Source organism: Lacticaseibacillus sp. 866-1 (genome assembly GCF_016861825.1).
Classification (GTDB): Bacteria; Bacillota; Bacilli; order Lactobacillales; family Lactobacillaceae; genus Lacticaseibacillus.
The window spans coordinates 153981-176231 of sequence record NZ_BOLU01000001.1; the positions used below are offsets into that span (position 1 = coordinate 153981).

Sequence of the window (22251 nt, forward strand, 5' to 3'; positions counted from 1 at the left end):
TAACTCATGAAAAAGAGTGTTTGGGGTAAATCATTACTTGGGGCAGCCGCCGTTCTGCTGGGCCTGACCCTTGCCGCTTGTGGCAATTCGAACGCTTCAAGTAAAAACAGCACCAGTGACAAGAAAGTGACCATCACTTTCTGGCACGGCATGAACGGTCCTTATAAGACTGCACTTGACGGCATTATTAAAGACTTCAATAACTCGCAAAGCAAGTACGTGGTCAAGGGCACCGCCCAAGGCAACTACACTGCGCTGCAGCAAAAGATCATGGCGGGGGCCAAGTCAAAGTCACTGCCAACCATGGCGCAAACGACTTACACGACCGTTCCTGACTATGTCTCCAACGGCTTCATCACACCGCTGGACCCATACATGCTCAAAGGCAGCGACAAGTTGAGCCAAAGCTCGCTGAAGGATATTTACCCGGCCTTTATCTCCAGCTCGAAGTATCAGGGCAAGTACTACTCCATGCCGTTTTCTAAGTCGACCCGGATCATGTACTACCAGCCAGCACTGATGAAGAAGCTGGGGGTCAACAAGGTCCCAACCAGCTGGGAAGAGCTGCAAACGCTCGGTCAGACGCTTAAGAGCAAGGGCGTCGCAGTTGTCGGCTTCGATGCCTCATTCGACATGGAACTCGAAGCACTGGCTCGCCAGAACGGCAACGCTTTGGTCTCCAAAGACCTGACGGCGAACTTGAACTCCAAGAAGACCCTGCAAGTCACCAACATGATCTTCAACATGTTGCAAGATGGTGAAGCCAAGACCGCCGGTGAAGATATTTACGGTGACAAGAACTTCACCTCGGGTAAGACCCTCTTCTACATTGGCTCCTCTGCGGGCGTTTCCTCGATGCAGCAAAATGCACCGAAGGGCTTTGAGTGGAACACCACGACGGTGCCTTCATACAAGGGCAAGAAAGCCACTGAGCTGGCCGGCAATGACCTTGTGATGTTCAAGTCTGCCTCTGCCGATCAGCAAAAAGGTGCTTGGGCCTTCATGAAGTTCCTGACCTCCAAGAAGGAAACCATCAAGTGGGCAGAAAAGACGGGTTACGTGCCGCTGCGCAAGTCCGCAGTCAAAGATGCCAGCTTCCAGAGCTACCTGAAGAACCACGAAGTGAACAAGGCAGCCGTCGACTCACTGGATTCCGGCTTCCAGTCCACCGCCTTCAAGGGCTTCACCGAGTACCGCAATGACCTGCTGGATGCCGTTGATTCGATGACGACTAAGCACACTAAGCCAGCAGATGCCATGGGCACCCTACAAAAGAAGACCGAAACGATTCTGAAGGACGCAAAGTAAACAGCTTTTACCAAGAAGAGTCGGCTGCGCAGTCGGCTCTTTTTGTTCGGCCAAAATTCGTACGGCTGGCTAAATGCCAGTCGTTACCGAAAAACTCAGACGGCCGTATGTCACCCACGTGACGCCGCGGCAAAAGTGGCGTAGAATAACCAGTTACGATTAAGCGGCACCGGTCTCACCGGCTCACCGCCACCCAGGAGGACACGATGACACAAATCAGATTTTTGAACGGACTGAGGACTATTGGCGGCAACATAGTGGAATTTTCTCAAGCAGGCAGCCGGGTGATCATGGATTTTGGCGTGGCCGCGGACCTAACGAACGAAACGGCGGCCTCGGCAATCGCAAACGGGAAACTGCCCAACGTGCCGGAACTCTTTGGACTGGCCGAAGATCACTGGACGCACGAGGCAATTTTCATCTCGCACCTTCACATCGACCACATGGGCGCACTGCAGTACCTGAAGCAGGACATCCCGGTGTACCTGTCCGCACCCAGCTACCGGCTCTATCAGACACTAATCGAGTCGGGCATTGAAAAGCCCGTCCGCAATCTGCACCCCCTCCCGTTTGAGACACCCATGACCGTCGGGGCCTTTTCGGTCGAGGGCTTTGCTTCCGATCACGACGAGCCAGGCATCATGGCGCTCTTGGTGGGCGATGGAACACGCTGGTATGCGCACTCCGGCGATGTCCGCCTAAATGGACCGCATCCCGAACGCGTCGCCCACTGGTCCCAGGTGTTTCACGACAAGAAGCTGGCGATGTTCATGCTTGAAGGCACCACCTTCTCTTTTGACACAGAAACGCCAGTGGAAGATCAAAATCATCCCAGCGCCGCGCTGACCGAAAGTGAATTGCAGGCACAATTGAGCAGTCTGCTGGGAAACACCAAGCAGCTGGTCGCAATCAATCCCTACAATCGCAACTACGCGCGGCTGGCGGCGATTCAAGAAGCCGCGCACCAGGCGCACCGGCAAATGGTCTGGGAACCTGCCGACGCTGTGATTTTGGAGACGATGACCGGGCTGAAAGCGGACCAGATCATCGGCAAGTCGATCACTGCCGACGCGCTGCGCCAAGCGCCAGACCAGTATCTGCTGGAGAACTCGTTCAGCCACTTGGCCGACCTGGCCGCGCTGCCCGTGGGCAATTACGTCCATACCAATGGCGAACCGCTGGGCGACTATGATCCCCGCTTCCAGCAGCTCAAAGACTTTCTGACCGCGCACGCCATCCCGCTGACCTTTTTGTCCTGCACTGGTCACGCCACGCGGGCGGATCTGATCACTCTGGCGCAAACAGTTGCCCCGCGCATCATTGTGCCTTGGCACAGCTTCCACCCGGAGCGCGAAGCCGAAGCGCTCGACGCGGCCACTCGCGCCGAGGTACTGCTGCCGGAAAAGAATCTGTATTACACACTGGATGAGCCCGAAGACTAGGCCTGAAAAGACCATTCGAATAGTTGAAAATACTCTCGGTCCGGAAGTGGCACACGGTGTGCTAACCGCGATGCGACAGCCCTGACACCATTTGGTGAATCGCTGAGATTTTCCTTTTCCCCGTGAAAAGAGTAAGGTATTTAAGAACAGATTTTAAGGAGGTCACTCATGCTCGAAAAACAATTTTACGACCAAATGTTTGCGCGCTCGTTCAATATTCCCATCACGGTGGAATACTGGGACCACACGCAAAAGACCTACGGCGAGGGGACGCCAAGCCTCACGATCCACATGAAACAGGCAATCCCCGCCAAGGAGCTGCTCAAAAACGCGTCGCTTACGCTAGGCGAGGCTTACATGCGCGGTGACATCGATGTGACCGGCGGCGGTCAATTCCCCCTCCAGGAGCTGCTGACGGCCGCATACGAAAGCGCAGGCTCGTTTATGCGCAACAAAAAACTGATGCGGTTCATCCCCAAACAATCGCACACTGAAAAGAAGAGCAAGGCGGACATTCAGGCCCACTATGACCTCGGCAACGACTTCTACAAGCTTTGGCTCGACGACACGATGACCTATTCCTGCGCCTATTTTGACGACTGGGATCAGGACCTCACGGCCGCTCAGCAAAACAAGGTCACGCACATTCTGCGCAAGCTCGACCCACAGCCCGGCCGGCGCTTCCTGGATATTGGCTGCGGCTGGGGTACGCTCATGCTGACCGCCGCCATGCGCTACCACCTCGACGTGACCGGGATCACACTGTCCAAGGAGCAGTACGACTTTGTCAACGCGCGCATCCAAAAATTAGGCATTGAAGACCACGCCCGCGTCCTGCTGGTCGACTACCGCGAACTCACAGACGGTCCCTACGATTACATCACTTCGATCGGCATGTTCGAGCATGTTGGCAAGGAGAACCTGGAGCTGTACTTCAAGGACGTCACGAAGCTGCTGGCGGCTGGCGGCTCCGCTCTGATTCACGGCATTACCCGCCAGCAAGGCGGTGCCACTAATGCCTGGTTGAACAAGTACATCTTCCCGGGTGGCTACATCCCCGGTCTGAGTGAAAACATCGATCACATTATCGATGCCGGGCTGCAGATTTCCGACCTTGAACCCCTCCGCCGTCATTACCAGCGCACACTTGAACACTGGGACGAAAATTTCAATGCGCATCGCAACACCATTCAAAAGAAGTTCGGCTATGAATTCACACGCATGTGGGACATCTACCTGCAGGCTGCAGCCGCGTCTTTTGAATCCGGGAACATCGATGTCATCCAGTACTTGGTCACGAAGGCCCCTTCCGGCACTGGCCTGCCGCTGACCCGCGACTATATTTACGACTAGGTTGCCAAGATTCGCTTCGGCGGATCTTTTTTTTGCGGAAACTTGCAAGCGATTTCCCGCCGCCGGATAATGATATCAAAGGAGGTGGGCAACGTGTATGACCTGATGTTATCCCCCCGAGACCGTCTTGGCGCGCCGTCGGGTAAACGTCGCAGCGGAACTGCTGCTTGACGCTGTACAGGAAAATGATGCTTTGAGCAATCATCGCGTGCCCAACCTCACCGCTTTTTACTGGAGCGAATTTGGACCGCTGGAGATCGGCCTGTACGAAGCCGAGCTCAAACGCGATCAAACCGCCATGCGGATCCGCCTGATCCGCCAGTACCTGAACCGCGGCGAGCCCATTGATTTGCCAGTGATCGAAGTCAAGATCACTGCCTCGTTTGCCGACCGTGTTCGCTATCTGGCATTCATGCGCAGCCAATTAAATGAGGCCACCAGCTACTTGGCCCTGCCAGTTTTGTCTGACTCGGAATCTGAGGAGCTGAACACCTTGTATAAGCAGCTGATCAAGGCGCTTCATCCGGATCTGCATCCCCACCAAAGTGCAGCGGACGCCTGGCTGTTCTTGAAAGTGCTGGACGCTTACGCCAACGGGCTACTTGAAGTCTTGGAGGCTATCGCTGCAATGCTGGCAAACCGCGAAGACGAAAACCTGTCACCCCAGGAGCTGAACCGCCAGCTGGCCGACCTGCTGACCGACTTGGCGCAGGAGCGAGCCCGCAAGTTTGCGCTGTATCAAGCGTGGCCACTGACAATCGAGGCACAGCTGAAAAGTGAGACCTGGCGGGATCATCACCGCGCCGAGTTGCAACTGGCCCTCAATCGGCTGAAACAGCAGGTGGCGGCAAACATTGTGCTGTATGGGCAGCTGGTTGGCGATTTAGGAGGTAACCGTCATGGGTGAATTTGAAATCAAACCGGTCACCGGGGGTAACGGTCTGACGCCATGGCACGGCGGAATGCCGAGTCAAGCAACCGACCTGACCGGCAGCGAGATTTTTCTGATCAATCATCATGTCGCCGGCACCGCTCATGTGCCCGATCCGGCGACATTGACTGCCGACCTGGCGCTCGGCCAGCAGGTACGCCTGCTGCGGGAGAAAAATGCGTACGATGCCTTTGCAACGCGAGTGGAGACCCTGCCCGGCCGCAAGCTCGGGTACCTGCCGAAGCGCGAGAACATCGTGATCGCCCGGCTGCTCGACGCCGGCCTGAACGTCTATGCAAAAATCACCGACTGGACGATGAAAGGCAACTGGCCGTACGTCAGGCTCGATATCTTCTTAAAGCTTTGAAAGCAAAAAATCCAAGCCGATTGGCTTGGATTTTTTACTTAGTAGCGTGCTTTGATTGCTCTATCGATATCTCGCTTCTGGTCCTTTTGCTTCAAGGCCTCTCGCTTATCGTACAGCTTCTTCCCTTCGGCCACCCCGATCAAGACCTTCGCGTAGCCGTGCTTGAGGTACATGCGAAGCGGCACTGCGGTCTTGCCTTGTTGAGTCAACGCGGCCAGCAGCTTGGCAATTTCCTTCTTGTGCAAAAGCAGCTTGCGTGACCTGAGCGGGTCAACGTTAAACTGATTGCCCTCCTTGTACGGGCTGATATGCACGTTGACCAGCCAAGCCTCGTTATTCGTGATGCGAATGAACCCATCACGCAGCGTCGTTTTGCCAGCCCGCACCGACTTGATCTCGGTGCCGGTCAAGGCAATGCCTGCCTCATAGGTCTCGAGGATGTTGTAGTCATGCCGGGCCTTTTTGTTCTGGGCCAGAAGGTTATCGGGCTTCGGCTTCATTTTTTTTGCCATCGGCTCACCTTCTTTGGTTAATGTCTGTTTCCTTTATTGCCACCGCGAGTGGCGTGGCCTTTGACCTGGCTGCCGATCGTGTTGCGAAACGGCTTGGCGTGCCCAGTCGGCCGCTTGGCGTTGTGCCGCTTGCCCTGGTCGCCAGGCTTCGGCGCACCAGCTTTGTGATCATCGCGTCGCGGCTGACGCCGGGGCTGCTTTGGCACGACCAAATCGGTTGTCGGTGTATCCTCAGTCGGCACCAGTGAGAAGTCGACCTGACGCTGCTCAACGTCGACGGCTTCAAGCTTCACGCGCACCGGCTGCCCAATGCGGTAAATGTGGTGCGTGCGCTCGCCGATCAAGGCCATCTGGCTTTCCAAGAACCCGTAATAATCATCGGTCATTCGGGTGATGTGAACCAGGCCTTCAACGGTGTTCGGCAGCGCAACAAACATCCCGAACCCAGCAACGCCGGAAACCACGGCATCAAACTCTTCACCGACCTTATCGGCCATGAATTCGGCCTTCTTCAGGTCATCAACGGCGCGCTCGGCATCAACACTATGCCGCTCACGGGTCGAGGCCTGGGCGGCGATGTCCGGGAGCTTTTCGGCCCACTTGGTCTGCACGTTATCGCCGGTGCCTTCAATGGCGTAGGTCCGGATCAGCCGGTGCACGACCAAATCAGGGTAGCGGCGAATCGGGCTGGTGAAGTGACAGTAGTACTTGGCCGCGATGCCAAAATGGCCAAGCGGCTCGTCAGAGTAACGCGCCTGCTTCAGGCTGCGCAGCATTTTGACGTTGACCATCATTTCCTCAGGGGTCCCCGCAACTTCAGTGTTGACATTCTGCAACATCTTCGGCGTCACCTGCTGCCCCTTTTTGATTGGGACTTGCAGGCCGAAGGTAGCCAGAAAATCAACGAAGTCCTTAATGCGATCCTCGTCTGGGGTCTCGTGCACCCGGTACAGGAACGGCACGTGCATGCGATTATAATGCTCCGCCACCGTCTCGTTGGCCTGCAGCATGAAGCTTTCAATCATGCGCTCAGACACACCGCGCTCGCGCAGCACAATATCCGTCGGGTGGCCCTGGTCATCCACGATGATCTGGGCTTCATTTTCCTCAAAGTCAATGGCGCCGCGACCATGGCGCATCTTGTAGAGAATCTTATGCAGATTCGCCATCAGCTTGAGCATTGGGACCAAGTCGCCGTATTCGGCAGTCGCATCGGGATCACCATCGAGCACTTGGTTGACTTTATTGTAGGTCAGGCGGCCGTGGGAGCGAATGACACTCTGGTAAATTTCGTGGCTGACCACGCGGCCCTCGCCATCGATTTCCATGTCGCAGGACATGGCCAACCGGTCTTCGTTGGGGTTCAGCGAGCAGATCCCGTTACTGAGCCGGAATGGCAGCATCGGAATGACCCGGTCGACCAGGTAGGTCGAGGTACCGCGCTTGTAGGTTTCTTTGTCCAGCGGCGAGCCTTCAGTCACGTAGTAGGAGACATCCGCAATGTGGACACCCAAATGGTAGTTGCCGTTGGGCAGCTTCCATGCCACCACCGCGTCGTCGAAGTCCTTGGAGTCATCCCCGTCGATGGTGACCACCGGCTGATCGGTGATGTCACGCCGGCCCAACCGGTCCTCAGTCGTGACGTGATCTGGGATGGCGTTGGCCTGCGCCATCGCATCGTCTGGGTAGTCCACGTATATATCGTTGGCCAGCACCAGCGACATGATGTCGACCCCAGGCGCATTCTTGTTGCCCAGGTTCTGGACAATCAGCCCCACCATGCTGTTCGGCCGGTCGGCGTTCGGAAATTCAGTGATTTCGGCCATGATCATGTCGCCGCGTTCCGGCACGGTACCATTATCCTTGATGAAAATGGGATAGCGCGCCAGTTTCTTTTCGTGACTCGTGACCGTGCCAATAAAGCCCGTGCGGCTGTGCTCGGCATCGGACAATGGCGCATACTCGCCCACTAACCGGGTGTTTTTACGCTCAACCACCTTGGTGATCGCGCCTTCGGGACCGCGCGTGTCGCCAGGCCGGGCCTGGTGGACGACTGTGACTTCAACAGTATCCCCGTCCATGGCAAATTTCGTGTTCGGCGGGGCAATGAACATATCGTTGTCCTGATCCTCGATGGCAACAAAGCCGAAGCCTTTTTCGTTGCCGTGGAACACGCCTTGCATGCTCTGCGGCTTGCCGCCGAGCATGTAGCGCTGATTGTCGTCTTGATGAATCAAATCATCATTTTCCATTCCCGTGAGCGCCTGCACCATCACTTTGAAGTCCTCGGCTGACGTCAATTTGAGTGCGCGATTCAGCGACGCAGTGGAAAAACCGATCTGCGGATTACGCCGAAACGTCGCCAATAATTCATTTCTTAAGTGGCCGACTGTGGTCATAGATGTCCCTCGTTTTCTTTTGATAAAAAAGCTTTCGATCTCTAAAAAATATAATTACACCGAGCGCCGGCTAGCTGACCAACCCGCAGAAGGTTTCCCCACTTGAGCAGATGCGCCTATGCCTGCCTCCAAAAAAAGGCCCCTGTTCACCAGGAGACCTTCGTTAGTGGGATGCCAGATACACTAAGACGAGCGAGAAGGCGAAGAAAAGGACGCCCAGTACAACGGTCACCTTTTCCATAAACGCTTCAAAGCCCCGTGATTTTTGCTTGCCGAACAAGTCGGTGGCGCCGCCAGACAGTGCGCTCAAGGCATCTTGCTGCTTGCTCGGCTGCATCAGGGTCGCGATCACGATCAGGATCGAATCGATGATGAGTAAATTAGTAAAAAGACTCTGCAAGTTTTTCCCTCCCTTGCAAATGGTCACTAGTAGTAGATTATCACAAAGCAGCCGTCAAGACCAGCCAAGTTTCGCCCGCAGGGCCCAACTAAGCGCGCCTCATTCGGGCTCCTGCTCACTCATTTGTTCGGCCAGCTCGTGCAGCCGTTTGCGCACCGCCGCTCGCCGGCTGGCGTCGGTCAAAATCACCAGCGTGTCGCCGCCGTGAATGACCGTATCACCATGCGGTAGCAGGCTGTCTTCACCGCGCCGAATTGCCATCAGCAAGGTTTCCTTTGGCCACTTGAAATCGCGCACCGCCATGCCGTCCAGCACGCTGCCGGCATACACCGGCAGCTCCAGGCGGTCCATGCGGTGAATCGCCTGAAGCCGATTTTTCGTGGTCATTCGCCGCAGCAGCGACTCATAAATCGGCGCGCCGCCCAGCAGATCGACCACGACATAGGCGACCAGCGACAACACCGCCATGGCCATCAAGTTAGTGAGGTTACCCACCATTTCAGTGATCAGCAGGATCGCGGTGAATGGCGCCTTCCCGATACCGGCAAAGTACCCGGCCATCGCGAAGATAATCAGATTCATCTCATAGGCCCGCGGCAGCCAACCAATGTCCCCCATCAGGACCGCATAGGCGGCGCCAATCACCGCCCCCAGCGACAAGATGGGCAGAAATATCCCACCAGGCAGCCCCGACCCATAAGAGACCATGGAAAAAACGTAGCGCAGTGCAAAGATGACCAGCAGCACACCAAACGCCGGAATGCTGCGATTAAACCCGGTAATCAAGCCGTTGCCGCCGCCTAAAACAGCCGGGTCCAGCAGCCCGATCGGAATCACCAGGAGAAAGGGCACAAGCCCCTGCAGCGCGCGAGGAATATGCGTAAACGAATAAAGTTTAGGCATTGCCAGCAGCGTCTTCTGATAGGCAAACCCCAGCACCCCAAGCAGCGCGCCAAGCAGTAATAAGTGCCAGTACAAGGAAACCGGCAGCGGTCGGTTGTAAACCAGATGCAGGACCGGCACTTCGCCGAAAACGTTCAGGGAAATGAAGTTGGCCCCCACCGCGCTGGCCAGGCTGGTGATCCACACCAGCGGGCTGAAATTGTGGTAAACCTCTTCAAGCACAAACATCGTGCCAGCGATCGGCGCATTGAACGCCGCCGCCAGACCGCCGGCCGCGCCAGCCGCGATCATGATGCGGCGATCCGCGCCATTTTTCTTGAACCCTTGCGCCACGCCTTGGCCCACGGCGGCGCCTAACTGAATGGACGGGCCTTCACGGCCGAGAAACAGCCCCGGCCCAATGCTGATAATGCCGGCAACAAATTTTTTCCACAGGATCGACCACCAGTGAAACTCGAGCTCGCCTTGCAGCTGGCCTTCAACCTGCGGAATCCCGGATCCTGAGATATTGGGCTCGCTTTTGAGCAGCCAGGCGACGAGTAAGCCGGCGACAATACTGCCGATGATAATTAGCATCACAATGCCAGGCGTGGCAGTGCGGTAAAGCGACTGCATGAACCCCAAAATTCGCTCAATTGAAAACCGAAATGCCGCGACGACGCCGCCTGTGAGCAGCCCAACCAGCAGCCCAAACAGAACGAAGCGCAGCCGTGTGGCGTCAACGGTTTTTGAAGCCTTATGCATGTCACACCTCCAAAGAAACTGGTCCCATTATACAACAGAAAAAAGGTCCGCAGAAAACACGGACCTAGCCGCGCCGCAGCGTCGGCTCAGTAACCCACAAGATGACGAAGTTGAGCAGCAGCAGCGCCGCCGTGGAGATGAACACCACATTGTAATTGAAAATGCCGCCAAGCAAGCCGCCAAGCAGTCCGCCGAACATGTTACCCAGCGCCTGGAACGACTGGTTCCACGAGAAAATTGCAGACGTCGCCGACGCCGGCGAGTTTTTGGTCAGCAGCGTTTGAATCGTGGGGAACAAGGCGCCATCGGAAATCCCAATGGCAAAGCGCAAAACCCCGAGCAAGACGACGCTGGTGACAAAGCCCTGCGGAAAGTACATGACTACCGCGAACAGGTAGCCGGCAATCAGGACTTTCCCGGAGCCGTGCTTGTCGCCGTAATCGCCAAGCCGCGGGGCCGCGAGAATGTTCGACAGCCCTGGCAAAGCAGCGATGATGCCGGCCACCAGCGCCACCGGCCCAACGTTATGCATCAGCTCTTTGATGTACAGGCTGATGATTGGCGAGATGGACGCGTTACCCAGCTGCACGATCATGGTCGAGACAAGCAAGATGATAATCAGCTTGGGGTTGGCAAATTGGCTCAAAAGCCCTGAGAGGCCGCCCTTTTCACCTTTACGGTGCGGGGCCGGCACGAAATATTCTTTGACGAATAGCCCTGAAGCAATCCCAGCCAGCAACAGCAGCCCGGCGGTGATGAAGAAAGTCACGCGGATCGACATGAATTGCGCCAGCAACCCGCCAATCACGGGCCCCATGAGCATGCCCGAGGTGGAGCCAGTCACCAGCGTCCCGAGCGCCTTGCCGGCGTGACTGCGCGGCGTCTGCGAGGCAATCAGCGCCTGCGCGTTAGAAATGAACCCGGAAAACAGGCCCTGCAGCGCTCGCAGCCCAATCAGCTGCCAGACATTGGTCACCAGACCCATCAGAAACATTGCGACGGCCATCCCGACCGCCGCCCGGATCAGCATGATCTTACGGCCTTTGCGATCGGCAAGCGCACCCCAAAGCGGCGAAACAATGGCGGTCACAAAAAAAGTGGCCGCAAAGACTAAGCCGGAATACAGGGAAACCTGCGCCTTGGTGAAATTGCCCAATTCACCGACATACAGCGACATGAACGGCGTGATCTCGGAAAAGGCAATGCCGGCAATAAACGTGCACACCCACAGCACGTTCAAATTCTGCCGCCACGGGCTCTTTTCTCTTTGGGTTTCGTTCATGTCGTCACTCCCTTTGAATTTAGCTGCAAATAAAAACAGTCACATAATAGTGTGCGAGTGAATTGTGAAGAAAGTGTGAATTTTGTTGTCAGGACAGCAAAAAAGCACCCTGCAAACTGCAGGATGCTCAATGTCCGCCGGGCTAGACCCGCCGAAATGAAAGACTAGTCGATCGCCTTAACGTTGTAGAAGGACTTGCGGCCCTTGTACGCAGCAGACTTGCCGAGTTCGTCTTCGATCCGCATCAGCTGGTTGTACTTCGCGATGCGATCGGTCCGGCTCATCGAGCCAGTCTTGATCTCGCCGGCGTTGGTTGCAACAACCAAGTCAGCAATGGTCGTATCTTCGGTTTCACCGGAACGGTGGGAAACAACGGCGGTGTAGCCGGCTTCCTTAGCCATTTCGATCGCTTCGAATGTTTCGGTCAGCGTCCCGATCTGGTTGAGCTTGATCAGGATGGAGTTGGCAACGCCCATGTCGATCCCCTTCTTCAGGTAATCGGTGTTGGTAACGAACAGATCGTCGCCGACGATTTGAACCTTGTCGCCAAGCTTGGCAGTGAACTTCTGCCAGCCTTCCCAGTCGTTTTCGTCGATTGGATCTTCGACTGAAACGATCGGGTACTTGTCGATGTACTTCGCCAGCAGATCGATGAATTCGTCGGTCGTGTAGGAGGTATCAGGATCAGACCACTTCAGGGTGTACTTCTTAGTCTCTGGGTCGTAGAACTCAGACGAAGCAACGTCAAAGGCGATGGCAACGTCTTCGCCCGGCTTGTAGCCGGCCTTCTGGATAGCTTCAACGAGCAGCTCAAAGGCTTCCTCGTTGTCCTTCAGGTTAGGCGCAAAGCCACCTTCGTCGCCGACGGAAGTGATGTCGCCCTTCGCCTTCAGCTCTGCTTGCAGGGCGTGGAAGGTTTCAGAACCCATGCGGATCGCTTCGCGCATGGACTTGGCACCAACAGGCATGATCATGAATTCCTGGAAGTCAACGGTGTTGGTCGAGTGCGCGCCACCATTGAGGACGTTCATCATCGGTGTTGGCATCACGTGTGCGTTAGGGCCGCCAAGGTACTGGTACAGCGGCAGACCAACTTCAGAGGCAGCAGCGCGGGCGGCAGCCAGGGAAACACCGAGAATGGCGTTGGCGCCAAGCTTGCCCTTATTCGGGGTGCCGTCGAGGTCGATCATGGTCTGGTCGATCAGGCGCTGCTCAGTGGCATCCAAACCGATAACGGCCTTGGAAATCACGTCGTTCACGTTGGCAACAGCCTTCAAAACGCCTTTGCCGCCAAAACGGGACTTGTCGCCGTCGCGCAGTTCAACGGCTTCGTGTTCACCGGTGGAAGCGCCTGACGGAACAAGCGCGCGGCCGAAACCGCCGTCTTCCGTATAAAGTTCAACTTCAACAGTCGGGTTGCCACGAGAGTCGAGGACTTCGCGAGCCAAAACATCTGTAATAATAGACATATGTTTTCTCCTTTTTGTGCCTGATACAGGCAGGTTTTATCGTAATTAGTTTACCACAGAAAAGCTGTGGGATTAGTCTTGGTAGTTGGCCAAGGCCACGAAACTATCCGGATCCATCGATGCGCCGCCAACCAGGCCGCCATCGATGTCAGGCTTAGCCATCAATTCCTTGACGTTGGCTGGCTTGACCGAACCACCGTAAAGAATGCGAACAGCGTCTGCCGTTGCCGCATCATACAGCTTGGCAACGATTGAGCGGATGTGCGCAACGACTTCTTGCGCCTGGTCAGCAGAGGCGGTCTTGCCAGTGCCGATGGCCCAGATTGGCTCGTAGGCGATCACGCTGTTTTTAACCTCTGAAGCGGAGATGCCGGCCAAAGCTGCTTCAACCTGTGAAGCGACCCAGTCGTTGGTCTGACCAGCTTCACGCTGTTCAAGACTTTCACCGCAGCAGATGATCGGCAGCAGGCCGTTTTTCAAGATGGCCTTGGCCTTCTTGTTGATGTCCTGGTCAGTTTCGTGGAAGTAGCCGCGGCGTTCGCTGTGGCCAATCACGACATAGTCCAGGCCCATCTCTTTCAGGGCTTTCGGGCTGGTTTCGCCGGTGAAGGCACCTGCGTCTTCGAAGTAGCAGTTTTCTGCCGCGGTCTGAAGCGGAGTGCCTTTGGCGCCAGCAACCAGGGTGCTCAGATCAATTGCCGGTGCGGCAATCACGGTCTGAACCTTGCTGGATTCTGGTAATTTACCTTTAACGCCGTTCAGAAATGCTTGTGTTTCTTCCGGGTTCTTGTTCATTTTCCAGTTCCCGGCCATGATAGGTGTGCGCATAATTAACTTCCTTTCAGAATTGAAACTTACTTGTCGGAAATTGCCGCGATGCCTGGCAGAGTCTTACCTTCCAGGTATTCAAGGCTTGCGCCACCGCCAGTGGAAATGTGGGTGATCTTTGGTGCGATACCAAGCTGCTTAGCCGCAGCGGTCGAATCGCCGCCACCGATAATCGTGGTTGCATCCTTCAAATCACCAAGCGCAGTCCCAACTTCCAGGGTACCCTTGGCGTAATTAGGCATTTCGAATACACCCATTGGGCCGTTCCAAACGACCGTCTTGGCACCCTTCAGGGCATCCTTGATGTCCTGAACGGACTTTGGCCCGATATCCAAGGCCATGTAGCCATCAGGAATCGCACCTTCAACAACTTTGTGAGGGGCGTCGTTCGAGAACTCCGTAGCCACCACGTTGTCAACTGGCAGCAAAAGCTTGTCGCCAGCTTCGTCCATGATCTGCTTGGCCAGGTCGATTTTATCCTTTTCAACCAGTGACTTACCGATTGACAGGCCCTTAGCAGCGTAGAAGGTATAAGTCATCCCGCCGCCAACAATGATCTTGTCAGCCTTCGGTACCAGGTTGCGGATCACACCGATCTTGTCAGAGACCTTCGCGCCACCCAAGATGGCAACAAATGGGCGCTTTGGGTTTTGAACAGCGTCGCCCAAGAACTTGATTTCCTTTTCCATCAAGAAGCCGGCAGCAGCCTGAGGCATATTGGACGCAATGCCGACGTTGGAGGCGTGGGAACGGTGAGCGGTCCCGAACGCGTCATTGACGAACAGGTCACCCAGCGATGCCCAGTACTTGCCAAGTTCTGGATCGTTGCCGGATTCTTTCTTACCGTCAAGGTCTTCGAAGCGCGTGTTCTCCATCACGAGAACGTCGCCGTCGTTCATCTTGGCAATCGCATCTTCAAGCTCCTTGCCGCGAGTAGCAGGAACGAAGGTGACCGGCTTCTTCAGCAGTTCAGAAAGACGCTCTGCAACTGGACGCAGGCTCAACTTAGCCTTATCCTCTTCGGTCTTAACCCGGCCCAAGTGGGACAGCAGAATTGCCTTGCCGCCGTTATCGATCACGTACTGGATCGTCGGCAAAGCAGCCACGATACGGTTGTCATCACCGATGACACCGTCTTTGATCGGCACGTTGAAATCAACGCGGATCAGGACTTTTTTGTCCTTCACGTCTAGATCAGAAACGATCAATTTAGCCATTGAATAAAACCCTCCTAAAATGTTGGAATGCTGAGCGCACACCCACCTGGTCCCAAGCGGACTAGGTTTGCCCTGCCAAACAGCGTGTTTGGTACGGCAAGCCCAGCCCGTCGAGGCCAGGGATATGCGTGTGCTTTTGCACATGTTGTCATAAAAAGAAGGCGGAGGGAGATACTCCCTCCGCCCCCTTCATAACGGTTGAAATCGTTAATGCTCTAAGGTTTTAAATTAGAGAGTCGCGAACTTCAGCAGGGTACGAATCATCTGGCAAGTGAAGCCATATTCGTTGTCGTACCAAGCAACCGTCTTAACCAGCTGGTAGTCACCGGCGGTCGTAACTTCGGTCTGGGTAGGGTCGAAGATTGAGCCGTAGGTTGTGCCGATAACGTCGGACGAAACGATCTCGTCAGCGTTGTAGCCGAAGCTTGGGTTGCCATCGGTGTGCTTCTTGATCGCAGCGTTGACCTGGTCAGCCGTCACGTTCTTGGTCTTCAGGATGGAAACCAATTCGGTCAGGGAGCCGTCAACAACGGAGACACGCTGTGCGTGGCCCTGAAGCTTGCCGTTCAGTTCTGGGATAACGATACCGATAGCCTTAGCCGCACCAGTTGAGTGAGGGATGGTGTTAACAGCAGCAGAACGCGCAGCGCGCAGGTTGCCACCGCGAACAGGGCCGTCAAGCAGCATCTGAGTGGAGGTGTAAGCGTGAACCGTTGTCATGGTACCAACTTCGATGCCGAATTCCTTGTTCAGGAAGTAAGCCATTGGTGCCAGGCAGTTGGTCGTGCAAGAACCGGCGGAAACGATCTTGTCGTCAGCGTCCAAGGTGTCATCGTTTACGTTGTAAACGATGGTCTTGATCTTGCCAGCAGGTGCGGAAATCAGAACACGTTCTGCGCCGGCATCCAAGTGAGCCTGAGCCTTTTCGGCTGAGGTGTAGAAGCCTGTGCATTCGAGAACGTACTGAACGCCGTCGTTCTTAACCCAAGGAATGTTCTGAGCCTGAGGTTCAGCATAAACACGGTATTCCTTGCCGTTAACAACGATACCGTTGTCGGTAGCGCTGACTTCACCAGGGAAAGTGCCGTGAGTTGAGTCATACTTCAGCAGGTGAGCCAACATCGCTGGGCTGGTCAGATCGTTGATGGCAACAACTTCAATATCGTTGCTCTTGGCACCTAATTCAAAGATGCGACGGAAGGCCAAACGACCGATACGGCCAAAACCATTGATACCAATTTTAACAGTCATGCTAAAATTTCCTCCTTTAGGAAATAAGAGTTTTATTCTAACGGGTTTCCCCAGTTAAAATCGCATTTGAGGCGCCGACGTCCGTGATGAGCCACGTCCGACTCGGCGCATTTTTCATATATGCTGCGATTGCCTTGGCCTTGGAGCGGCCGCCGGCAACTGCAAACACATATGGGATATGATCAAGATCCGGAATCTGTAACCCAATTCTTGGGATCTTGTAAATGACCTTGCCGCTCGCATCGAAAAACGTGCCAAAAGTTTCTGAAACTGCATGCTGTTCGGTGAGCTCGGCAATGGCCTCAGGAGACATCGATCGACGCTTAGCCATGATCAATGCATCTCCTATACTATGAATCACAACCTGGGCATTGTCAATTAATTGGAGCACCTCACGGACCGCCGGTTCTTGGAGCAGTGGCTGGTAAGTTTTCGCACTGACATTTTCAGGAATGTACAGCACCCGGTACTTACTATCCGTTGCTTCTGCCATGCTGGCGGCAACCGAATTGGCTTGAATTGCCACCGCCTCGCCGACGCCGCCGCGTGCTGGCACAAAGGTTAACTCGCGGCCTGCAGACAGCTTATACGTCATCTGCTGGGCCACGCGCGCCATTGTTGTGCCGCCCATGACCGCAATGGTCAACTGGCCGCTGGGCAGGATCAGCTGGAGAGTGGAGTTTAACTGCTTCCCCATCTCGTCCAAGACCCGGCTGCTTTGATCCGCGTCACCGCTAACAATCAGGCAGTGCTCAATGCCAAGCTTTTCGGCAAGATGCTTCTCGTCTTCCTTGAACCCCAGCAGCCGATTCATGAACTGCTCCAAGCCTTGGAAAACTTCGATACCCTGGCTGGTAAGGACCATGCCAGACTTTGAGCTTTCAATCAGGCCTTGCTTACGCAGAAACTCGGTTTCCGTGCGCAGAACTCGTTCGCTCAGCTTCATCTGCTCAGCAAGCGCCCGTCTACCGACCGGCGACATCCAGCTGATGAATTGCAAGATCTGATAGCGTTGCGTAATCACGCCCATGAAATCAGGCGCGATTGCTTCGATCCAAGCGAACTCAGAATGCATAGCTCATTGTCCTTTTCGTGGGTCGTTTGGCGTCCTACCGTGCCACATAGTGACCCAGTAGTAGCAAAAAATTTTGGGACCCCAGACACACCGGATCTCCCTTACCAACGCTTTCTATTATAGCCACCTGCTGAAAACGGTGCAAGGGATTTGCCTAAAAGCCGAAAACTCTTCCAATTTTGGAAGAATCTATGCTGAGCCTGCGCGTATTTTCGGAAAGAAACCGTTCTCTAATTTGGGGACGGGGTTTTCAAAACTGGTCATTCGGATGAGTTCTCACCTATTTTTCATCAAAAAAGCACCCGCATCTATGCGCGAGTGCTCGATTTCAGGATTACTTCTGGTCGGCCTTCGAGGTCAAAATATCATCGATTAAGCCGTAATCCTTGGCTTCCTGAGCGGTCATATAGTTATCGCGCTCCGTATCCTTCTTGATCTTGGCTTCCGTCTGACCAGTGGCGTCAGACAGGATCTTATTCAGCTTCTTGCGCGATTTCAAAATCTCCTCAGCGGCGATCTCAATCTCGGTCTGCTGGCCTTGGGCACCGCCAGACGGCTGGTGAATCAAGATTTCAGAGTTAGGCAGCGCAAACCGCTTGCCCTTCGCCCCACCGGCGAGCAGCACCGACGCCATCGATGCAGCCATGCCGATCGCGATCGTTTGTACATCGGCGTGAATCAAGTTCATCGTGTCCAGCATCGCCAGGCCAGAGGTGATCACACCACCAGGACTGTTGATGTACAGGTAAATATCTTTATCAGGGTCTTGTGCGTCGAGGAACAGAAGCTGCGCAATGACGGAGTTTGCAACCTGGTCATTGATTTCCCCGGACAGCATGATGATCCGGTCTTTAAGCAAGCGGGAGTAAATATCATAAGAACGCTCGCCGCGGCTGGTTTGTTCAATCACTGTCGGAACTAACATAGCGGAACCTCCTAACGAGTATTAGCACTCTTCTAAGTACAGTGCCAAGCTTAGCACTAACGTCAAAAAAGGTCAAAGACTTTGACCAACTTTTCGGGTCAGGGATAGTTTAGCATACTCACGCGCCTCGCGAGCCCTCAACCACCTGCTGCAGGCATTAAAAAAGGCGCCAACTAGTGGCGTCTTCCTTGAATGCTGCGCAGCCCGGGAGTCGAACCCGGATTTCGAGAACCGGAATCTCACGTGCGATCCATTACACTAACCGCGCAAGTACTCAATTATTTTACGGGAGCGCCGGCCAAAATGCAACCCTCAAGCCAAATTCAGGCCCGCGTTCACTGCAGCTTCTCGTCAGGGATGGCCGTCAGATGCTGATCGACCGTGTCAACCTGGCTCTTGATCGCTTCATACACTTTTTCCGGAAAATCCAGATAGGTCATGCATGAACCCACATGATCGTAAATCTCATCGCGCATGTCTTTGGCCTTCTGGGTCAAACTGACATCCACCCGGCGCTCATCTTGCGCAGAGCGTTTGCGTGAGATCCAGCCGTCCTTTTCCATCCGCTTCATCAGCGGCGTCAAGGTCCCAGAGTCCAGGTTCAGCGTCTGCCCGACTTCCTTGACCGACATCGTGCCGTGCTCGTAAAGCGACAGCAGCGTGATGTACTGCGGATAAGTCAACTTGTACTTGGCCAGCGCCTGCGAATAAAAGTGGTTAAATTGTTTTTGCGCTTTGTATATGGAAAAACACAGCTGTTCATTCAAACGGATCGGTTTAGTCATATGCTCGCCTCCAGTGACGTCATATCCATCTTTTCTATCGAGCTTATTGTAGACGATTTAATTAAGTAATGGAAGTGTCAACTTTCAGCGGCCTGCTGACTGCCTTCTGCAATCTGGTTCAGTTTCCGCAACCGGTGATTGATCCCGGACTTCGAAATCACGCCGCTGGGCACCATTTCCCCTAGCTCCTTCAACGAAACATCAGGATGTGCAAGCCGCAGCTCTGCGATTTCCCGCAGTTTGGACGGCAGACCTTCCAGCAGGCCCCGGTCTTTCAGGGCGTTAATATTCTCAATCTGCCTTTGCGCTGCATCGATGGTTTTATTCAAGTTGGCGGTTTCGCAGTTAACCAGACGATTGACGGAGTTGCGCATGTCGCGGACAATCCGAACATCCTCGAACTTAAGCATGGCCGTGGTCGCACCGATCACCTGCAAAAAGTCCGCAATCTTTTCGGCTTCTTTAAGGTACACGATCCAACCGCTGCGCCGTTCAACGGTACGGGCATTTAACCCAAAATCATTCATCATCTTCAGCACATCATCGTTGTGGTCCTTGTACAGAGAATAAATTTCCAGATGGTACCGGGACGTCTCCGGACTGTTGACTGAACCCCCGGCGAGAAATGCGCCGCGAAGATAAGAGCGTTCCCGCTGCGGCTCGTCCAGCACCTTTCGGGACACCGCAGTGCGGATCGACATGTCGCGCCCGTCCAGAATATCCAGATCTTCCAAAACGGCGTTCACCCCTGTGGTCAGGCGGACCACATACTGGTTGTTCTTCTTCAGTTTCATCTTGCGCCGAACAATCAGGTTAGCTTCATGATGGTAAACTTGGCGGATCAAGCTGTAGATTCGGCGCGCGATGGCGGGATTCTCCGTTTGGACGTTGAGCACGAACTGGTGCGCCTGAATTGCCAACGTCCCGTTCATCCGAATCAGTGCAGACAGTTCCGCCTTCGCGTGCTCCGGGTGAACCTCCAGTTGGGTCAGTTCTTTTTTAACTGTGCTAGCAAAACTGGCCATTCACTCACCGCTTTCTTTTTTTCATCGTGCCAACCTGAAAGGCCAGGTTCAAAATTTCGGACGCCACCTTGTCCCCATCGTGGAACACCCCACGGTCCCGCAGCTTCAGAAAATCAGCCGAGATGACGCGGCAGCCTAAGTCTCGCAGGCCTTGGTAGTCTGGGCGCACTGGCACCAAGATTTCGTTGTACTTCTGGGCATCCAGCGCATTCTTGGGCACCGGGGCAATGTTGACCAGTACCGTGTCAACAAAGTTGGCCCCCAGGTGCCGGTTCAACACCCGCACGTGGTCGGCATCGGTGAAACGCTCGGTCTCGCCCTTTTGTGTCATGATGTTGACGACATAAATGACTTCCGCGCGGGTCTTGAGCACCGCCTGGCCCAAGTTCTTGATCATCAAGTTAGGCAGCACGCTGGTGAACAGACTCCCTGGCCCCATCACCACGACATCCGCCGCCAAAATCGCGTCGATCACCTGTGGCATGGCCTCAGGTTCTTGGGCGTCATCGGTATCGGTGACCCAAACCCGCTTAATGTGCTTGCCGGCGGCCGTGATTTCAGCCTCACCAGCGAGAGTCGTGCCATCGGTGAACTCGGCGTGAAGCGTCAGCGGCCGGTTGCTGGCGGGATAGACATGGCCATCAACCTTCATCATGGACGACAGGGTTTGCACGGCCTGAAAAATACCCCCGCCCATTTCCGACAGCGCCGCGATGATCAGGTTGCCAATCGCATGGCCAGCAAAGAAACTATCACCGCTGTCAAAGCGGTATTGGAAGACCTGTTTCTCCAGCCCCGGCATGTCGGATAACGCCACCAGGACATTGCGAATATCGCCCGGCGGCACCACGTTGATGTAGTTGCGAATTACACCGCTTGAGCCGCCATCATCAGCCACCGTGACGACCGCCGTGACATCAGCATTTTGTTCACGCAGGCTTTTGACGATGACCGGCAGGCCCGTCCCGCCGCCGATGACGACAACCTTGGGCCGCCGGCCGCGGATGACGCGAATCGTTTTGGTTTCATTTGGCATCATGAACGGTTCACCGTCGCTTTCCGTTTATTGACATCGCGATGCGTAATGTCGACCGGATACCCGGCCGCCGCAAAGGCCTTGCCGACCCGCTCCGTGAATGCCACACTGCGGTGCTGACCGCCAGTACAGCCGATCGCGATGGTCACACTGCTTTTGCCCTCTTGTTTGTACTGCGGCATAATGCTGGCCAGCATCGTGTAAAACTGCTGGTAAAACGTCTCCGCCGCTGGGTTATCCATCACGTAATCGTAGACTTCCTGATCGCGGCCGTCGCGGTTGCGAAACTTCTGCACGTAATAGGGATTGGGCAAGAAACGCACATCCATCACGATATCGGCATCGATAGGCAAACCGTACTTGAAACCGAAGGACATCACTTCCAAGTGGAAGGTCGGGTGATCGGCCGATTTGAAGATGACGAAGAGCTTTTCGCGCAGCTGCCGCGGAGAAAGGTTGGTCGTGTCGATTACCACCTGGGCGCGGTTGCGCAGTTCGGTCAGCAGGCTGCGCTCCTTTTTGATGCCGTCCATCAGGCGGCCTTCCTGCGCTAAGGGATGACTGCGGCGGGTCTCCTTATACCGGGACACCAGCTCGGCATCCGTCGCGTCCAGAAACAGAATCTTGGTGGTGACAAACGACGTGTTGTCCAAGTTGGCCAGCATATCATTGATCTGGTCGTAAAAGGCGTGGCTGCGCAAGTCCACCACCAGCGCAATCTTGGTGATCTTGCCATTTTCCTTCATCAGTTCCCAGAACTTTGGCAACAGCGCCGGGGGCATATTGTCGACGGTGAAGTAACCCAAGTCCTCAAATGATTGCATGGCGACGGTTTTGCCGGCGCCGGACATGCCGGTGATCACCACGAGATCCATCGTGTCTGCCATCCTATCCCTTCTTTCTTTGCCCATTGTAACATGCCGGGCGTGTCATCAACAGCCCTGGCGTTCCCAACTTTTCACGGCACGAAAAAAGCCGCCCCACAGGACGGCCGCATTC

At 55.0% G+C, this 22251-nt stretch carries 20 protein-coding genes and 1 tRNA gene; 5 read left to right on the forward strand and 16 right to left on the reverse strand.

Features of this window, described 5'->3' with window-relative positions; all coding sequences use genetic code 11:
* Positions 1–6 precede the first annotated feature (6 nt).
* The 5 genes from JUE30_RS00860 to JUE30_RS00880 all read left to right on the forward strand — a co-directional run bounded on the left by JUE30_RS00860 (position 7) and on the right by JUE30_RS00880 (position 5401).
* Positions 7–1308, forward strand: coding sequence for an ABC transporter substrate-binding protein (locus tag JUE30_RS00860; RefSeq protein ID WP_203623210.1), 1302 nt, complete (start codon positions 7–9; stop codon positions 1306–1308).
* A gap of 206 nt (positions 1309–1514) precedes the next feature.
* Positions 1515–2750, forward strand: a complete 1236-nt coding sequence (locus JUE30_RS00865; protein WP_203623211.1) for an MBL fold metallo-hydrolase — start codon at positions 1515–1517, stop codon at positions 2748–2750.
* 168 nt (positions 2751–2918) lie between these two features.
* Positions 2919–4103, forward strand: a complete 1185-nt coding sequence (locus tag JUE30_RS00870) for a cyclopropane-fatty-acyl-phospholipid synthase family protein (protein WP_203623212.1) — start codon at positions 2919–2921, stop codon at positions 4101–4103.
* 193 nt (positions 4104–4296) lie between these two features.
* A complete protein-coding gene (locus tag JUE30_RS00875; protein ID WP_203623213.1) occupies positions 4297–5010 on the forward strand; it encodes a J domain-containing protein in 714 nt (237 codons plus the stop codon).
* Positions 5003–5401: an HIRAN domain-containing protein gene (locus JUE30_RS00880; RefSeq protein ID WP_203623214.1), complete on the forward strand. Its 399-nt coding sequence runs from the start codon at positions 5003–5005 to the stop codon at positions 5399–5401. The genes JUE30_RS00875 and JUE30_RS00880 overlap by 8 nt, the downstream gene beginning before the upstream one ends.
* Before the next feature lie 38 nt (positions 5402–5439).
* Here the strand turns inward: JUE30_RS00880 and smpB are convergent, their stop codons facing one another.
* The 16 genes from smpB to rapZ all read right to left on the reverse strand — a co-directional run bounded on the left by smpB (position 5440) and on the right by rapZ (position 22139).
* A complete protein-coding gene (smpB, locus tag JUE30_RS00885; RefSeq protein WP_125758263.1) occupies positions 5440–5913 on the reverse strand; it encodes an SsrA-binding protein SmpB in 474 nt (157 codons plus the stop codon).
* 17 nt (positions 5914–5930) lie between these two features.
* Positions 5931–8312 carry a ribonuclease R gene (gene rnr / locus JUE30_RS00890; protein WP_203623215.1) on the reverse strand — a complete coding sequence of 794 codons (2382 nt, stop codon included), beginning with the start codon at positions 8310–8312 and terminating at the stop codon, positions 5931–5933.
* A gap of 163 nt (positions 8313–8475) precedes the next feature.
* Entirely contained in the window at positions 8476–8712 is a 237-nt protein-coding gene (gene secG / locus JUE30_RS00895; RefSeq protein ID WP_125584772.1) for a preprotein translocase subunit SecG, read from the reverse strand.
* Between the two features lie 99 nt (positions 8713–8811).
* A complete protein-coding gene (locus JUE30_RS00900) occupies positions 8812–10359 on the reverse strand; it encodes a ClC family H(+)/Cl(-) exchange transporter (protein WP_203623216.1) in 1548 nt (515 codons plus the stop codon).
* 64 nt (positions 10360–10423) lie between these two features.
* Complete coding sequence (locus JUE30_RS00905; protein ID WP_203623217.1) at positions 10424–11641, reverse strand: MFS transporter; 1218 nt, start codon at positions 11639–11641, stop codon at positions 10424–10426.
* 164 nt (positions 11642–11805) lie between these two features.
* Positions 11806–13110, reverse strand: coding sequence for a phosphopyruvate hydratase (gene eno / locus JUE30_RS00910; RefSeq protein WP_125754998.1), 1305 nt, complete (start codon positions 13108–13110; stop codon positions 11806–11808).
* Between the two features lie 72 nt (positions 13111–13182).
* Complete coding sequence (gene tpiA / locus JUE30_RS00915) at positions 13183–13938, reverse strand: triose-phosphate isomerase (protein ID WP_203623218.1); 756 nt, start codon at positions 13936–13938, stop codon at positions 13183–13185.
* 26 nt (positions 13939–13964) lie between these two features.
* Positions 13965–15155 carry a phosphoglycerate kinase gene (gene pgk, locus JUE30_RS00920; RefSeq protein ID WP_125755000.1) on the reverse strand — a complete coding sequence of 397 codons (1191 nt, stop codon included), beginning with the start codon at positions 15153–15155 and terminating at the stop codon, positions 13965–13967.
* A gap of 228 nt (positions 15156–15383) precedes the next feature.
* On the reverse strand, positions 15384–16406 hold the full coding sequence (gene gap, locus JUE30_RS00925; RefSeq protein ID WP_125755001.1) for a type I glyceraldehyde-3-phosphate dehydrogenase: 1023 nt from the start codon (positions 16404–16406) through the stop codon (positions 15384–15386).
* A gap of 37 nt (positions 16407–16443) precedes the next feature.
* The gene (locus tag JUE30_RS00930) at positions 16444–17481 is read right to left on the reverse strand and encodes a sugar-binding transcriptional regulator (RefSeq protein WP_203623219.1); all 1038 of its coding nucleotides are present in this window, start codon (positions 17479–17481) and stop codon (positions 16444–16446) included.
* Positions 17482–17815: 334 nt separating this feature from the next.
* Entirely contained in the window at positions 17816–18406 is a 591-nt protein-coding gene (clpP, locus tag JUE30_RS00935) for an ATP-dependent Clp endopeptidase proteolytic subunit ClpP (protein ID WP_056989759.1), read from the reverse strand.
* A gap of 196 nt (positions 18407–18602) precedes the next feature.
* Positions 18603–18674: transfer RNA gene (locus JUE30_RS00940), tRNA-Arg, on the reverse strand.
* A gap of 67 nt (positions 18675–18741) precedes the next feature.
* Positions 18742–19191: a MarR family winged helix-turn-helix transcriptional regulator gene (locus JUE30_RS00945; RefSeq protein ID WP_203623220.1), complete on the reverse strand. Its 450-nt coding sequence runs from the start codon at positions 19189–19191 to the stop codon at positions 18742–18744.
* A gap of 77 nt (positions 19192–19268) precedes the next feature.
* A complete protein-coding gene (gene whiA / locus JUE30_RS00950) occupies positions 19269–20216 on the reverse strand; it encodes a DNA-binding protein WhiA (RefSeq protein WP_203623221.1) in 948 nt (315 codons plus the stop codon).
* Between the two features lie 4 nt (positions 20217–20220).
* Positions 20221–21252, reverse strand: a complete 1032-nt coding sequence (yvcK, locus tag JUE30_RS00955) for a uridine diphosphate-N-acetylglucosamine-binding protein YvcK (RefSeq protein ID WP_203623265.1) — start codon at positions 21250–21252, stop codon at positions 20221–20223.
* Positions 21252–22139: an RNase adapter RapZ gene (rapZ, locus tag JUE30_RS00960; RefSeq protein ID WP_203623222.1), complete on the reverse strand. Its 888-nt coding sequence runs from the start codon at positions 22137–22139 to the stop codon at positions 21252–21254. The genes yvcK and rapZ overlap by 1 nt, the downstream gene beginning before the upstream one ends.
* Between the last annotated feature and the right edge of the window lie 112 nt (positions 22140–22251).

Excerpts from the sequence above, each read along its gene's own strand:
- JUE30_RS00860 (WP_203623210.1), top strand. The coding sequence starts at position 7 with ATGAAAAAGAGTGTTTGGGGTAAATCATTACTTGGGGCAGCCGCCGTT.
- JUE30_RS00865 (WP_203623211.1), top strand. The coding sequence starts at position 1,515 with ATGACACAAATCAGATTTTTGAACGGACTGAGGACTATTGGCGGCAAC.
- JUE30_RS00870 (WP_203623212.1), top strand. The coding sequence starts at position 2,919 with ATGCTCGAAAAACAATTTTACGACCAAATGTTTGCGCGCTCGTTCAAT.
- JUE30_RS00880 (WP_203623214.1), top strand. The coding sequence starts at position 5,003 with ATGGGTGAATTTGAAATCAAACCGGTCACCGGGGGTAACGGTCTGACG.
- smpB (WP_125758263.1), bottom strand. The coding sequence starts at position 5,913 with ATGGCAAAAAAAATGAAGCCGAAGCCCGATAACCTTCTGGCCCAGAAC.
- rnr (WP_203623215.1), bottom strand. The coding sequence starts at position 8,312 with ATGACCACAGTCGGCCACTTAAGAAATGAATTATTGGCGACGTTTCGG.
- JUE30_RS00900 (WP_203623216.1), bottom strand. The coding sequence starts at position 10,359 with ATGCATAAGGCTTCAAAAACCGTTGACGCCACACGGCTGCGCTTCGTT.
- JUE30_RS00905 (WP_203623217.1), bottom strand. The coding sequence starts at position 11,641 with ATGAACGAAACCCAAAGAGAAAAGAGCCCGTGGCGGCAGAATTTGAAC.
- eno (WP_125754998.1), bottom strand. The coding sequence starts at position 13,110 with ATGTCTATTATTACAGATGTTTTGGCTCGCGAAGTCCTCGACTCTCGT.
- tpiA (WP_203623218.1), bottom strand. The coding sequence starts at position 13,938 with ATGCGCACACCTATCATGGCCGGGAACTGGAAAATGAACAAGAACCCG.
- pgk (WP_125755000.1), bottom strand. The coding sequence starts at position 15,155 with ATGGCTAAATTGATCGTTTCTGATCTAGACGTGAAGGACAAAAAAGTC.
- gap (WP_125755001.1), bottom strand. The coding sequence starts at position 16,406 with ATGACTGTTAAAATTGGTATCAATGGTTTTGGCCGTATCGGTCGTTTG.
- JUE30_RS00930 (WP_203623219.1), bottom strand. The coding sequence starts at position 17,481 with ATGCATTCTGAGTTCGCTTGGATCGAAGCAATCGCGCCTGATTTCATG.
- clpP (WP_056989759.1), bottom strand. The coding sequence starts at position 18,406 with ATGTTAGTTCCGACAGTGATTGAACAAACCAGCCGCGGCGAGCGTTCT.
- JUE30_RS00945 (WP_203623220.1), bottom strand. The coding sequence starts at position 19,191 with ATGACTAAACCGATCCGTTTGAATGAACAGCTGTGTTTTTCCATATAC.
- whiA (WP_203623221.1), bottom strand. The coding sequence starts at position 20,216 with ATGGCCAGTTTTGCTAGCACAGTTAAAAAAGAACTGACCCAACTGGAG.
- yvcK (WP_203623265.1), bottom strand. The coding sequence starts at position 21,252 with ATGCCAAATGAAACCAAAACGATTCGCGTCATCCGCGGCCGGCGGCCC.
- rapZ (WP_203623222.1), bottom strand. The coding sequence starts at position 22,139 with ATGGCAGACACGATGGATCTCGTGGTGATCACCGGCATGTCCGGCGCC.